The following is a 14510-nucleotide window of genomic DNA, read 5'->3' as shown; positions in this document are numbered from 1 at the left end:
TGTTAAGGCTTAATGAACAGCCAAATCAATCAGTTGGATTTGAGTCTTGTTCTACAGAAATAGCGTCTATGAAAAATTGATTCCAAGCTTTACCTGCTTCATAGTGTTTTAAGACCCAATCCATCAAATCTTCTTGGAGTAAAATACTTTCATCATCTTCGTATTGAGCCATAAAATAGAATTGCTTGTTCGCAATTAACGGCTCTTTTGTTAGAGCTTCTTTAAATTCTTTAGGAATGCGCTTGTTTTGCTCTCCTTGAATGGCACCATAAATTTCCTTGAATCTTTTATCTTCTTTGAGTTGGCGCACCTTTTCTGGATGTCGAGCAATATGCTCTCGGATTAATTGCAAGTTTTCCTTATCTGGACGATACATCCCACCACCAAGCCAAAGTTCTCCTACGCTAAACTGGAGGTACATACCTGGGATTTGCATATTTTTGCGTCCGCCATTAGAGATGATAGCACTGACATGTAGCTTATAGGGTGTTTTGTCTTTTGAAAAACGAATGTCTCTGTTGATTCTAAAGGTAGCATTTTTAACCTCTAGGTCTAATTCAGGGTCATATCGTTCCTTAATTGTTTGAATTAGATCGGTTAAAAATTTAGCAAAGGCTTTTTTTACTTCTTTCTCGTACGTTTTTTTATTCTCATGAAACCAATCTTTATTATTATTAGGGGCTAACCCCTTAAAGAAATTGTTGAATCCTTCGGTAAAGTATTGCATATATGGTTTGTTTATGGTGTGGTAATATCTAGTGTAAATATTAGTAATTATCTAATGATTTTTAAGCGCTCCTTTGATCTGTTCTGCTCGTTTTGTTCTCGTTTGGATAGAGTTATTATCTAATGCGAACGACCTCCACAACAAATAAAACCCTCTTTAAAACGAAAGCAATGTAAGGAACACAGTCCTAGGTAGTCGATAGAATATTTCATTTGGCAGATTATACTAAGGGGTGGCGCATTAAAATGTTATTTTTAAATAGCAATAGTTCGTTGAAAAACTTTATTAGTTTACTTCGTGAGTGCTGCGCAGTTGATAATTAATAAGTTGTAAGTTTGTTGTGTTTTATGTTAAAGTTTTGATTATTAAACTAATATAAATGTGTTTTTTTATCTTTTTGGTAAAAAAGTAAACAACTAAGCGATAGCGATCTCACGACCGCAGGGAGCTAATCAACGAACTACTAAAATAGTAGACATGATTACGAATGAAATGGTATGCCTACAAAAATATCTTTTTCTGATTGACTTCATCAAATGCTCTACTTCAGTCTAGTAAAAATTATTGCTATAAATATAATATAACGAATGGATTTTCTATGAAAGATAATACTTTACCAGCTCCATTAATCATTTTTTTGCCGCTTTTAGTGCTTTTAAGCAGTATCTTGATTGCGAAGTACTTTCCTTTAGACTCATCTTTATCAATAGGAATCACTGCTGATTTGGTTCTTACATTTCCTTTGCTTTATTTGGTGTTAATCTGGAATCGAAAAATTCCTAAAACAACGGCTATACCTGTATTGTTTATTGGTGTCGTAGTCGGAAATTACATCTTGCCCGATGATCAACAGGTTTACTTGAATGCTATTAAATGGTATGTTTTACCTATTGTAGAATTAGCCGTTTTAATTTATATTCTATACGGAATCTATAAGGTGTCGCAAGCCTATAAGGCAAGCGATGCGGCTGATTTTTATACCAAGTTACTGTATGTCAGTCAACAGCTATTTCCTAAAAAAGTGAGCTATTTCATCGCTAGCGAATTGAGTATTCCTTACTATTGTTTTTTTTGTTGGCAAGCCCCAATATTAAAACAAAATCAATTTTTTTATCATAAAAAAAGTGGTAGTATAGCCTTGTTGTGGGCGTTGATAATGATTTTAATCGTGGAAACGATTGCCTTACATTTTATAGTAGGCTTATGGAGCACAACAGCAGCTTGGGTCTTAACGATATTGAGTATTTACACTTGCTTTCAGGTGTTAAGTTTGATTAAAAGTATGCCTCAACGTCCTTTTGAGGTAAAAGAAACCGTACTTTGGTTAGCTTATGGAACCTTGTGTGAGGCTAAAATACCTTTGGAGCAAATCGAACAGGTTCTGGATTATGATAGAACAAAAGATACAACCAATGCTGTTCGTTTTTCGCCTCTAGGAGAATTAGAAACTCCCAATTTATGGCTCAAATTTAAGCATCCAATCAAAATAACTACTACATTTGGAAAACAAAAAGAATGCAGTGATTTACTGTTGTTTGTAGACGACAAAGAAGGGTTTCAACAATATCTTGCGAACAGCTTAATATGAAACAACAAACTATTATTTTAATCCATATCATTTTATGGTTGCTATTTGTCTTGCCAATAAGTTGCACGTCTATTGTCCTATTTAAGTTATATCCAGAATTAATATGGTCATTTTATCCTGAAGCAACGATGCATTACGTATTGACAGATGCGTTGTATAATACCCTTTCTTTTGGCATTTCTTTTTACCTTTTTTATTTTTTTGTGTTTAAATGGCTGTTTCGTTCCTCTAATTTATTACAAGGAATTGCAAAAACACTCGTATTATTTGTGATGCTATTTCTAAGCGAACTATTGATCATTCAGCTTTTTTATCCGACTAGTTTTACAGAAAAAGATTTTTTGTTAGGAGCAGAAATTACATTGTTCATATGGTTGTTGTTTCGATTAGGTTTGTCAATGGGAGCAAAAGGATTTGTGGAATATATTCAGGAAAGAACGAAAAGAAAGGAATTGGAACATTTTAATTTTCAAAGTGAGTTATCGTTATTTAGAGCGCAGATCAATCCTCATTTTTTATTCAATACCTTGAATAATATTGATGCTTTGATTTATACTAACCCCGACAAAGCTTCTGAAACTCTAATTCAGTTGTCCAAGCAAATGCGCTATTTGTTGCACGATTCCAATGTTGAAAAAATTGCTCTGACAGAAGAAATTCAATTTATTAGAAATTATATAGATTTGGAAACCATCCGAATTAAAAATAAACACTTTGTCCATTTTGCAGTAGTAGGAAAACCTCAAGGCATTCGAATCGCACCAATGCTATTCATTGCTTTTGTTGAGAATGCATTTAAACATAGCAGTGACCGATCTTGTGATGCTGGTTTGCAAGTATCTTTTTCGATAACAGAAGATGCCTTATTATTTCAGTGTAAGAACAGATATAAGAAACGCCCTACAGTAGAAAAAATGGAATACAGTGGCATTGGTTTGGATTTGGTCAAAAAACGATTGAACTTGATTTATAATTCGAATTACAATTTGAGCATTCATTCAACTGATGATTGGTATGTGGTGCAATTGGAGTTCCCTTTAACTTGTTTACGTTAATTTAAGACAAGATGAATTGTATTATTATAGAAGATGAACCTTTGGCAACCGAAAAGCTGAGTGCTTTTGTTAATCGAATGCCTGGGTTAAATTTGTTAAAAACATTTGACAATGCCTTATTGGCAATGGATTATATTGCTAGAAATAGCATTGATCTGATCTTTTTAGACATTCAGATGGAGGCATTAACAGGCATTGAATTTTTAGAAAGTACCCAAACGAATGCGCAGGTGATTATCACGACAGCTTACAGTGATTATGCCTTAAAAGGATATGAATTGAATGTTGCCGATTATTTATTAAAGCCATATGCGTTTCGTCGTTTTGTTCAAGCCATAGACAAAGTAAAGACTCAGTATCAATTGATGCAACAATCGAATAGTACAAAAGACTTTATCTTTGTTAAAACAGAGTACCGTGTTGAGAAGGTAAATTTAGCAGACATTCTCTATATTGAAGGAATGAAAGATTATTTGCGCTTGGTAACTCAACTAGGCAACATAATGACATTACAACGTTTCAAAACCTATGAGGATTACTTGCCTGCACAGCAATTTGTTCGTGTACACAAATCCTATATCGTTGCTTTGGATAAGATAGAAAGCATTGAGCGAAATCGAATTAAGATAGGGGAGAAGAGAATTCCCATTAGTGAAACTTACAAGGATGCTTTTAATCAATTGTTAGATGGAAGACGTTTTTGATAGATGGTAGACATATCAATGTGGTCGTTTCGTGCTTGCAATAGTTGCTAGAAAATTGTATCTTGTAAGGAGTTTTAGAGTCGCTATTAAATTCATCACCAATAATACTAAATGGATATGCAACAACGGTTTATTCCCTTATTTAAACAAATTGAAGGAGTGTTTTTCTTCTTAATAATGATAGGATTTAGTGCCTGTGAAAAAACAACCGTAGCAGAGTGTTCCGAAGCTTGTGCCAATGATAATCTTCAGCATATCAAAAGGGTTTTGGTAATAGGAATAGATGGTTGTCGTTCGGATGCCTTGCAAGCAGCTAATACCCCAAATTTAGATCAACTAATTGCTGCTAGCCGATATAGCTGGACCCTAAATAGAGGTGTAGATTACCCTTCAAGTGGTTCAGGGTGGTCTAGTTTGTTAACAGGAGTTTGGCCTGCGAAACATGGCGTGTTGGATAATTTTTATCAAGGAAAGAAATATGGACAGTATCCTTCCTTTTTATGCCGAATCAAAGAGGCGAATACTTGCTTTAAAACGGCTTCAATTGTTCATTATGCTGCTATTAATGATGAAATTATTAGTCCATGTAATGCTGTATTAAGAGATTATGACGAAGATCAACAGGTAAGAGATGCAGTGACCAACTATCTTAATGATTGTAATATGGATGTTGTTTTTACGCATTTTGATGGTGTAGACCATGCTGGTCATAGCCGAGGATTTCATCCTAGTATTCCTCAATACATAGAGGCAATAGAGCAAGTGGATGCGCATCTAAAACCTATCTTAGAAGCTATTTACCAACGAGAGCGAGATAATAACGAAGATTGGTTGGTTGTAGTCAGCACCGACCACGGAGGGACTATAGAGGGAACTCACGATGATAATGCGACAGAGGTAACACAAGTCTTTGGTATTTTTAGAACTAAAAATACTGCAAATCCTGGCGTTTTGCCAACTTCACCAGAACTAGTTGATATTGCCCCTACTATTTACAATCACCTAGGAATTCCCATTGATGCAGCATGGAATTTAGATGGGAGTGCTATTGCATTGTGATTGTAAGAAGTTCGTAACCATTCAGAAAAAAATATTGTTACAATTAGAAATGCAAAACTAGTGGAGGCTAGTTTTGCATTTGTTGTTCAGTGGCATACATTCCTAGAAAAATTTGGAAAAGAAAGATATTAGGGAAAGAATAGTAGTACAACTAAACTATTTTGGGTTGAAATGAAATAGGACTATCAAATATTTAATTGTTTGAATGTTTAGTTATTTAAAGCAAAGCTCATGCCAAAATAAGAAAATTGACCTCCCTTTATTCGACCCAATAACAAATAGAAAAACTCTTACCCCTTTTTGATAAGGAATAAGAGTTATCTATATTAAAGATAATCAGATAGCCACATTGGTTCCCACTAAGGTGGCGAAGCTACCTAATACTAATCTTCTACTTCTACGTCGTCGATTGTGTTTTCAACGTCCTCTACAACAGGTTCTGTTTTGTTAAGGATTGTACGACCACGGTAAGAACCGCAAGCTTCACAGATACGGTGTCTCAATGTAGGAGCACCACAGTTACTACAACTAACAACATGAGGAGCTGTAATCTTGTAGTGAGTACGACGTTTGCGTTTACGCTGCTTTGATATTCTACTCTTCGGATGTGCCATCTTCTTATTTTATTTAAACGTTATTATTTTAATTTTTTTAACTCGTCCCATATTGGGTTTATGCTGTCACCCTCATTGGCTTCTTCGTCAGAAGCTTCGGTGTCTTCATTCGATTCTAAATATTTTAGAACAGCTGGATCACAAGTATAGTTTCCATCATTATCAACTGGATGTACTGTGCGCATAGGGATACTCAACATTAATAATTCGTAAAGCATCTCTGCAATATTAATAGAACTTGTTCCTTCTTTTAGATAGATGATATTAAACTCATCTTCTTGTTCTGGAATTTCGTGAACTATTTTGACAAGTACTTGATCTGTTCCTTCAATTGGAAAATCAAATGTTTCTGCACAGACATCGCAAGCCGTAAGGACAGTACCCTGAATTTCGAAGTTAAATTCTAAACTATCCAAAAATTTAGTTAAGGATAATTTCACATCAACATCTCCTTCTTGTACCAAGGCTGCTTCAAAATGTTTTAAGAACTTGTTATTTATTTGATAATCAAATAAATGCTCACCATCAGCTAAACTAGCAAAATTTATGGTGAATGATTTAAGAGCTTTCATTGATATAGTTTTTTCTGAAAACGCCGTGCAAAGGTAGAAAAAAAAATAGAACCTAACAATTAAAATACAGTTACTTTTATAAAAATCTATAAACTAATAGCTTCGAAAGCTCTAAGAACGCCTTTTGAAGCTGCTAATTATTAGATGTAGTAGCATGTTTTTAATAAGTAGGTATATATTATAATCATAATAGAAAACTTACCTACCATATTAATCCACGAATTATGCTATGTCTTCTTAAGATCAATTTTAAAGGGTAATCTTAAAAGTAGTAGCAATAGCAACTGTAAAAAAAAGTTAACCAACTATTCTTTAATATACGTTATGAGCAATTTCAGATTTGTTTTGGAATGAAGTTGTTTTAAATAAAGACTCCGTTTAAAACAACTTCAGGGGCAAAAACCTATAAACAAAACCGATTAGTAAGGAGGCTGTTTTAGGCAGTTATTTTTCTGCAAGCAATGTTTTGATGGCATCTTCTAAAGCCTGTCCACGAAGGTTTTGATAACGAATAACACCTTTTCTATCAATTAAGAAAGTTTTAGGAATAGAATTGACACCATAAGTTGCAGCAATAGGACTACTCCAGCTTCTTAGCTCCGAAACATGATTTTTCCAAGTTAACTTATCCGCCTTAATTGCAGCTTTCCATTTCTCTTTTTCAAGTTCCATGGCTTTAGCAACCATATCAGGATTGTTTTGATATGCAGCAAGGCGTTTATCATCCAAACCATCTAGAGAAACATTAAAAATATCAAATCCTTTTTTGTGGTACTTTTTGTACAGTTCTACCACATGAGGATTCGTCATTCTACAAGGGCGGCACCAACTTGCCCAGAAATCAAGCAAGACCACATCTCCTTTTAGAGCAGATAAAGACATTTTTTTGCCATCAGGATTGGGAAGGTTGATTTCAGGAGCTTCAAGACCTACAGCAACAGGTTGAGCCTTTAGTTTCGCTTCCATAGACAATACCTTTGAGTTAAATTGCTTGGTATATAGGTCATTAGGATAAGTGTTTTGCAATGATGCCAATACCTTTTTATAAGCTTTTATATTGGCGGCCAAATCTAGTTTTTCTACAAGATAAAGATGCAACAAAGGTTTGTCTTCTTCTGTTGTTTCTATGTATTGCTTGATTTTGCCATTATCTAAATCAGCAGACCATGTTGCCATATCTTCGACATACAATCCACCAGTTACATCATATGTTTCGATATTTCTACCATTCATAGTGGCATTGAGTGTTACATTTTCCCCTCCGTTTAACAACATATAGACGGGTTTTGCCCCCAAACGTATGCGATAAATGCCTGGATTTTGAAGACCTGTATTGATTTCAAAATTACCGCTAGCATCTATTTTGGTAGAACTAACCACATCGGTAGCATCTAGTGTTTTTTTATCAAAAAATATTTTTGTACCCTCTTCCAAACCTTGAACAGATCCTTTTATAGTGGTTGGCGTACCCACAATTTTAGGCGGTGCTTTTTTAGTTGTAGTAGATGTTGAAACCGAAGTAGCGGCTTGATCTGTTGTTTCTGTAGTATGATTTGTTGTGTCAGAGCAACTAGCTAATAAAGTCGCTGCCAAAAGCGGAATAAAGTATTTTTTCATAATGAATTTTCAATTGTATTTCAATCGTTTGCTATATAATATCAGTAATGGTGTTATTGGTTATCTGCTACCAATACGTACTGATGTTGCTTTTCTATTTTGCTCATTTGGAATATGATGAAAAGTCCACGAAGTACTATTCTAATAGTAGTTCGTTGATTAGCTCCCTGCGGTCGTGAGATCGCTATCGCTTAGTTGTTTACTTTTTTACTAAAAAGATAAAAAAGCACATTTATATTAGTTTGATAATCAAAATTTTAACACAAACACAATGAAAGCATAACTTGTTAATTATCAACTGCGCAGCACTCACGAAGTAAACTAATAAAGTTTTTCAACGAACTATTGATTCTAAATAACAACGAATAAATATAGATAATTAGCGGGTGACTACCACAAAATACAAACTTATTGTGATAGATACTTTGAAATTATTGCGTTTTAAGATTTTGATAAGTATTTAATTGCTTAAGAATGACGCCTTATTTTGAATAATTTTCAAATTCCAGAACTCTCTTTAGTGGGGGTGATGCTCACTAATGTTATAATGCACCATAGACTGACGGTCTAATATAAATTCATCGCCATTCCAAACTAGAGCAACTTTATAAGCTTCTTTGCTAGCCACTTCATTTTTATTCGGGTACTTTTCATGAATCAAAATAGCTTGTAGGTAGTTGATGTCTAAAGGATTGGGTTCGAAATAAAAATAATCCTCTGGACTGAACGTTTTGGCATCGTTTTCCAAAAAAGTTTTTGTTGTAATTAAGGGCAATTGTTGGTTAATATCTTCCCAACGTTGATGTTTGAATTGGTAAAAGTCTTGTTGCATAACATGTAAGTTTTGACGACTTTCATCAATTAGCTCTTGCGAAACAAAGAGGACATTGCGTTGTTTTAAGGAATTGAAAATGGCTAAACGGATTTGTTCCACTTGCTCAAAGACATCATCGGGATTACTAGGTTTTTCGGTTATTTGCAGGTAATTACCAATCCAATTGACTGTATAATTGGCTGTTTCTTTTGATTGGAGCAATGTTTTTCGTTCAGCGATAGACATATTTTGCAAACCATCTAATAGCAACTCATCTGAGGATAATTTAAGGAATGCCTCTTTTACTGAAAAGCGCTTTTGAGGCAAATCACGTGTTTGAATGGTATCTGTAAACGAAACGCCAGAATCATTAATAGTATCTAGAGAGGCATCGTTAGGTTGGCAACCTCCTAAAATAATACTACTAACTACTAAGAGCATTATTAATTTTAAGAACGTATCTTTCATCTTTTAGTTATTTAGAAGAATGCGCTGTTAATGATAGATTTATGTAGTTGCCTCTTTGGGAATTTATGCCCTGCAACTACGTTATTTATAAACAATACTTCGTCGAAACCACGCAGTAGCAGCGTAGCTAAATCGTATTAATCAAATTACTTTGAGAATGCTTTGCAGTTGATGCAAAGATGCTGCTTTTTTTTTATAAAAAACGAAAAAAATCACGAAGTATTATGTAAAATTAAGTGGAGATTAATTGGGCTCAATTGTTTGTTGATGAATTTTCTTAAATTACTTTGCGTGTGCTACGTGTTTGATAATCAGTAAATTGTTGTTTTATTGTGTTTTTAATAAAAAATTGATCGCCAATCCAATATAAATGTGATTTTTTGTCTTTTTGTTAACTAAGCTTGCAATCTCACGAGCATAGCAAGCTAAAAAAGTAAAGAACTAAGCGAACCGAGCTCACGACCGCAGGGAGTAACAAAACCAGCTTGTTGGTTCACGACCACAGGGAGTAACAAAGCTAACTAAAAGCGCAGCGCTTACGAAGTACCACGTAGTAGCAGCGCAGCTAATCAGCAAACTACTATTGTCTAAGATACAGTTTTAAAATGAAAGAAGAAAGAGCTTCTAGGCAAATATAAAAATGTAAGGAGCTATTTTTGTCTAATTTCATATTCTCTATTACCTTTACCGCTAGAAACACTTAACGAAAGTATTTGACCTACAATTTTAAATCAATATTTCATGTAATAAAATTATAATTATGAAGGGAATAAGTAAAATTGTATTGTTGTTGGTTGCTGGAGTGTCGGGTGTTTTTGTTTTGATAATGGGAAACAATCCCTTTGGCAATGATGCAAAAATCGAACCACCAACTTATGGACCAGAAGACGACTATAAGGAAGTAGTAGACGTTCGAGAAATTGAAGATGATTTGCCTGTCGGGACGCTTAATTACTTGCCAACACAAGAACTAGGTGATCAATTGGTTCATTATCAATATTACACGATTTCATATTCTAATCAGCACAAAAATGCTGAATGGGTCGCTTATGAATTGTTGGGCGCTCGATTGGATTTGAGCGACCGAGAGGAACGACAAAGTTTTAGATCTGATCCTAATGTAAGAGCAGAAGCAAGCCATTCAGATTATAGTAATTCTGGATATGACAGAGGTCATTTAGTTCCCGCGCATGACATGGATTTCAACGAACGAGCTATGTCAGAAAGCTTCTATATGACAAATGTATCTCCTCAAGTTCCAGAGTTTAATAGAGGTATTTGGAAAGAATTAGAAGGAAAAGTGCGAAAATGGGCAAAAAAGGAAAAACGTCTTTATGTTATTACTGGACCTTTGTTAAAAAAAACAATAGAGCGAGCTGATCGTATTAGTGCAACTGGACCAACAATTCCTAGAGGTTTTTTTAAGATAATAATGGATTATGAAGGACCAGAAAAAAAGGCAATTGCCTTTATGTTTAAGAATAAAACAATAAATCAACCCCTAGAACGATTTGTGACAACAATAGATTTAGTAGAAACGTATACCAATTTAGATTTTTTTCCTGACCTAACTAGAGAAGAAGCAATTGCGTTGGAATCTGTTTCGGATTATAGTCTTTGGAATATAAAATAAGCATCAACCGATTATTACTGATATAAATTTATGGAATATCCCATCCGCCAAAAAGGCAAGTTTAAGTATATTGAAGAAGGTCAAGGAACCGAAGTGATTGTTTTATTGCATGGTTTGTTTGGTTCAATGGGGAATTATGGCGCATTGATTACTGGATTAAAATCAACGTACAAATTAATTGTTCCTTTATTGCCCATTTTTGAACTCCCTAGACGAGAAATTTCTATGAATGCTTTGATGGAGCATGTGCATGAGTTTATTTTGGAAGAAGGGCATACATCTATTCACCTTGTTGGCAATTCATTGGGAGGGCATATTGGTTTGTTAATGACCTTAAAAGATCCTGACTTGGTAAAAACACTTACGTTGACAGGAAGTTCTGGGCTTTTTGAAAATGCACTAGGAGATTCGTTTCCTCGTCGTCAAAGCTACGAATTTGTCAAAGATGTGGCACAACGAACATTTTATGATCCGCAGGTTGCAACCAAGGCGTTGATTGACGATATTTTTGAAATTGTCAATACACCCACCAAAGGCTTAAACATTGTTTTGACAGCTAAATCTGCTATGCGTCACAACTTGGAGCATGAGTTACACAAGATTAAAACACCAACTTTGCTAATCTGGGGCAAAAACGACACCATTACCCCTGCTTTTGTTGGAGAGGATTTTAATCAAAAAATCGAAGGATCTGAACTACATATTTTGGATCAGTGTGGGCATGCTCCAATGATGGAAAAACCAGAGGCTTTTATTCACTTACTAAGTACATTTTTGGCTAGGCACCCAATTGTTTAAATTATACAAAAGAAGTTCCTAGCCATCCAATAAAGAGGTAGACGCAGACCATTAGAAGAACCAAATTGGGAGGAAGTGTTGTATTGTTGTCCAAAAAACTTTGCATTTCTACGTCCAAACTTTTTACATTGGTTTTGAATTTTTGTGCTAGTTTTAAACCAATCGTTGCCTCAAATAGCCCAATCAATCCAACTATGGTAATCCCTGCCATTGGCGTTAATAAATTTGCAGCCCAATAGCCTGTTGCTAAATAAATACCAACCGAAAGAAAAGAAATAAAACTTACAGAAAGTAAACTGAGTTCCCATTTTCTGGAAGCAATAGCACCACCAATAATTATAACGATAATAAAACTGAGACTAAGTGCTAGTATCGAAAAATAAGTAACAATCATATATGGTTTGAATTAAAATTAAAATTTATTGACCAAGGAGGGAATAAATAAGGTGTCAATCTTTTTTGTTGCTTGTTGGTAAGCTGTTGAGGTGATTGGTAATAACAATTATACGCTATTTTAGCTAATTTCTTACAACAAGGAAAGTTAAAGAGTCGTTAATTGACAACATTAGTGATGGAAGGGGTGAACAAAAGGCTGTTAAATTTGTTTAAGCGATCCATTTTTATAATAACTTTCCTGCTACTAATGAGTTAAAAGGAAGAAAATTCAGAAGGAATAAAAGTTAATATTTCTTCCAAATATTGGCGCTGATTAGACAATCTAGGTACTTTATTTTGACCACCATATTTGCCTTTTGAGCGCAGCCAATTATGAAAAGTTCCTTTGGGGGCTACTTTTAATTCTAATTCTTGAAGGGCAATATTCTTGTAGCGTTTGGCTTCGTAATCGGAATTAAGTTGTTGTAAATTCTGATCTAAAAGCTGTTTGAACTGAAGGATGTTATTAGGTAGCTTTTCAAATTCAATAAGCCATTCGTGTCCCCCCTTATTGTCATCCGACAAAAAAATTGGAGCAACTGTATACTCTGCAATTTGAGCTTGTGTTTGTTGGCAAGTGCGAGCAAGTGCTTTTTCTGCATTCCAGACCATTACCTCTTCACCAAATACATTGATGAATTGCATTGTTCGTCCTGTAATTTGAATATGGTGTGGGTAAATAGAGGTAAATTGAACCGTGTCGCCAATCAAATAGCGCCAAAGTCCTGCATTAGTACTGATTAATAGGGCATAGTTGATACCTGTTTGAACTTCTGCTATGGTATAGGTTTTGGGGCATTCTTGATGTAATTCTTGAAGGGGGACAAATTCATAAAAAACGCCATTGTCTAAAAGCACTTGCATTCCATTGTCTTTTTCAGAAAATTGGGTAGCAAAAAAACCTTCAGAAGCATTGTACGTATTTCTATACTGCACGTTATTGCCAGGAAAAAGGGCTTCAAATTGAGAACGATAAGGGGCAAAATCAACGCCTCCATGTGCATACAATTCAAAGTTTGGAAAAACTTCTGTTAGATGACTTTTTCCAGATAACTCTAAGATGCGTCTTAATAAGACGAGTGTCCAAGTCGGTACACCACTTAAATTGGTGATGTTTTGATGAACCGCAACTTGAGCAATTCGTTCAATTTTTTCTTCCCAATCGGGGAGTAGGGCAGTAGGAATATTGGGGGTTAAAAAGTAAGCGGCATAAAATGGTAAATGCTTCAACATAATAGCAGAAACATCTCCTACATAGGTCGATGCTTGGGAATTAAAAAGTCCTATTTCTCCTCCCATAATGATTGCTCGACTGGCATCGAATAATTTTGATTGAGGATAGTTGTGAAACCAAATGGAGACAGCATCATGGGCTCCTTTTAGATGGCAATGTTTTAGGTTGTTGTAAGGGACAGGAATGTATTTGCTTTTGTGACTCGTTGTTCCTGACGATCTTGAAAAGTAGCTTACTTTACCAGGAACTAAGATATTGGGCGTTCCTGCCATCATTTGCTGAATATAAGGCTTGATCTCCTCGTAACTCTGTATAGGAACCCGTTCTTGAAGTTGCTGAATAGAAGCAATTGAGGCAAAATCATGTTGCCGACCAAATTCTGTTTTAGAACTCTGGCGAATTAATTGCTCAAAGACCTTTTGTTGCGTAGTTTCGGGATGTTCTATGCTTTTTTGCACATGACGCAAGTTCAGGTTGAATCCAGTTTTTATAACAGCATTAAGCCACTTCATAAGATTGTATTCTAATTCAACAATAGTTCGTTGCTTTTATAAGAGTAGTAGTTAGCTTCGCTGCTACTGCGTGGTTTCAACGAACTATTGATAAGAGAGCAGTGAACTACTAATTCAAAACAAGACAACAAAAATACAAAAAACAATACACTCTATTCTATCATTTTATTTATTTCCTCGTTCTGCAATAATTTTTAATTTTTGATTGTGATATTGATAACTAGCTTTCAGCTTGGATAACATCAGACTAGGAATGAAACGACTCATACTACCCGTAAATTCTTCTCCATGCTGCAATAGCGTTTGTTCCTTGTCGAGTGCTTGAAGTCGATAATAATGCGCTCCTTTTATAATTGATGGGCTAAGAAGAGTGCCTTTCCAGATCAATTCTTTTTCCTTTTTTAGACTTGTAATTTGTATGGGAACAATTGCTTGGAGCGGGGCTACATGAGCAAATATCAATCGCCCTTCTTTTAATGTGCCCCACGTTTTGAGAATAGATGGATTCCAGATTGGGTAACGTTCTACATCCAACAAAATGTCCCAAACTTTGGAGGCAGGAGCATTGATGATAACTTCTGTATGGCAAGATTTCATAGTAGTAAGGTATGTAAAAGAGTGAATGGAATGGATATTTAGCAATAAGTTATTGTTTAAAAATAAAAAAAGCCGAACAATTC

13 protein-coding genes and 1 pseudogene are annotated in these 14510 nt (G+C 35.0%); 6 read left to right on the top strand and 8 right to left on the bottom strand.

Features of this window, described 5'->3' with window-relative positions; translation table 11 throughout:
* Positions 1-25 precede the first annotated feature (25 nt).
* Positions 26-727 (bottom strand): DUF2461 domain-containing protein, encoded by a 702-nt coding sequence (locus tag CG11_RS18070; RefSeq protein ID WP_052598239.1) that lies wholly within the window; start codon positions 725-727, stop codon positions 26-28.
* A 598-nt stretch (positions 728-1325) separates the two neighbouring features.
* Here CG11_RS18070 and CG11_RS18065 point away from each other — a divergent pair.
* The 4 genes from CG11_RS18065 to CG11_RS18050 all read left to right on the top strand — a co-directional run bounded on the left by CG11_RS18065 (position 1326) and on the right by CG11_RS18050 (position 5133).
* Complete coding sequence (locus CG11_RS18065; protein WP_052598238.1) at positions 1326-2315, top strand: hypothetical protein; 990 nt, start codon at positions 1326-1328, stop codon at positions 2313-2315.
* Entirely contained in the window at positions 2312-3370 is a 1059-nt protein-coding gene (locus CG11_RS18060) for a sensor histidine kinase (protein ID WP_052598237.1), read from the top strand. Before CG11_RS18065 ends, CG11_RS18060 begins: the two co-directional genes overlap by 4 nt.
* An 11-nt stretch (positions 3371-3381) precedes the next feature.
* Entirely contained in the window at positions 3382-4074 is a 693-nt protein-coding gene (locus CG11_RS18055) for a LytTR family DNA-binding domain-containing protein (RefSeq protein ID WP_052598236.1), read from the top strand.
* 117 nt (positions 4075-4191) lie between these two features.
* Positions 4192-5133: an alkaline phosphatase family protein gene (locus CG11_RS18050; protein WP_197043881.1), complete on the top strand. Its 942-nt coding sequence runs from the start codon at positions 4192-4194 to the stop codon at positions 5131-5133.
* 458 nt (positions 5134-5591) lie between these two features.
* On the opposite strand, the pseudogene rpmF reads toward CG11_RS18050, so the two are convergent.
* From rpmF to CG11_RS18030, 4 genes and pseudogenes are all read right to left on the bottom strand, one after another.
* Positions 5592-5747 (bottom strand): annotated as a pseudogene (rpmF, locus tag CG11_RS18045) (50S ribosomal protein L32); the annotation flags it as partial.
* A 23-nt stretch (positions 5748-5770) separates the two neighbouring features.
* Entirely contained in the window at positions 5771-6319 is a 549-nt protein-coding gene (locus tag CG11_RS18040; RefSeq protein WP_052598233.1) for a DUF177 domain-containing protein, read from the bottom strand.
* Positions 6320-6763: 444 nt separating this feature from the next.
* Positions 6764-7936, bottom strand: coding sequence for a TlpA disulfide reductase family protein (locus CG11_RS18035; RefSeq protein WP_052598232.1), 1173 nt, complete (start codon positions 7934-7936; stop codon positions 6764-6766).
* Positions 7937-8453: 517 nt separating this feature from the next.
* Positions 8454-9218, bottom strand: coding sequence for a hypothetical protein (locus CG11_RS18030; protein ID WP_052598231.1), 765 nt, complete (start codon positions 9216-9218; stop codon positions 8454-8456).
* Between the two features lie 760 nt (positions 9219-9978).
* Here CG11_RS18030 and CG11_RS18025 point away from each other — a divergent pair.
* Together CG11_RS18025 and CG11_RS18020 are read left to right on the top strand one after the other, a co-directional pair.
* Complete coding sequence (locus CG11_RS18025) at positions 9979-10851, top strand: DNA/RNA non-specific endonuclease (RefSeq protein ID WP_052598230.1); 873 nt, start codon at positions 9979-9981, stop codon at positions 10849-10851.
* Positions 10852-10881: 30 nt separating this feature from the next.
* Entirely contained in the window at positions 10882-11649 is a 768-nt protein-coding gene (locus CG11_RS18020) for an alpha/beta fold hydrolase (RefSeq protein WP_052598229.1), read from the top strand.
* Between the two features lies 1 nt (position 11650).
* On the opposite strand, the gene CG11_RS18015 is transcribed toward CG11_RS18020, so the two are convergent.
* From CG11_RS18015 to CG11_RS18005, 3 genes are all read right to left on the bottom strand, one after another.
* On the bottom strand, positions 11651-12043 hold the full coding sequence (locus tag CG11_RS18015; protein ID WP_052598228.1) for a hypothetical protein: 393 nt from the start codon (positions 12041-12043) through the stop codon (positions 11651-11653).
* Positions 12044-12297: 254 nt separating this feature from the next.
* Positions 12298-13830 carry a GH3 auxin-responsive promoter family protein gene (locus CG11_RS18010; protein WP_052598227.1) on the bottom strand — a complete coding sequence of 511 codons (1533 nt, stop codon included), beginning with the start codon at positions 13828-13830 and terminating at the stop codon, positions 12298-12300.
* A 165-nt stretch (positions 13831-13995) separates the two neighbouring features.
* On the bottom strand, positions 13996-14427 hold the full coding sequence (locus CG11_RS18005; RefSeq protein ID WP_052598226.1) for an SRPBCC domain-containing protein: 432 nt from the start codon (positions 14425-14427) through the stop codon (positions 13996-13998).
* Positions 14428-14510: the final 83 nt, after the last annotated feature.

The sequence above is a fragment of the Aureispira sp. CCB-QB1 genome (genome assembly GCF_000724545.1).
Lineage (GTDB): Bacteria > Bacteroidota > Bacteroidia > Chitinophagales > Saprospiraceae > Aureispira.
Note: the sequence above shows the minus strand (reverse complement) of the source record. Positions and strands in the feature narration are given on the sequence as shown.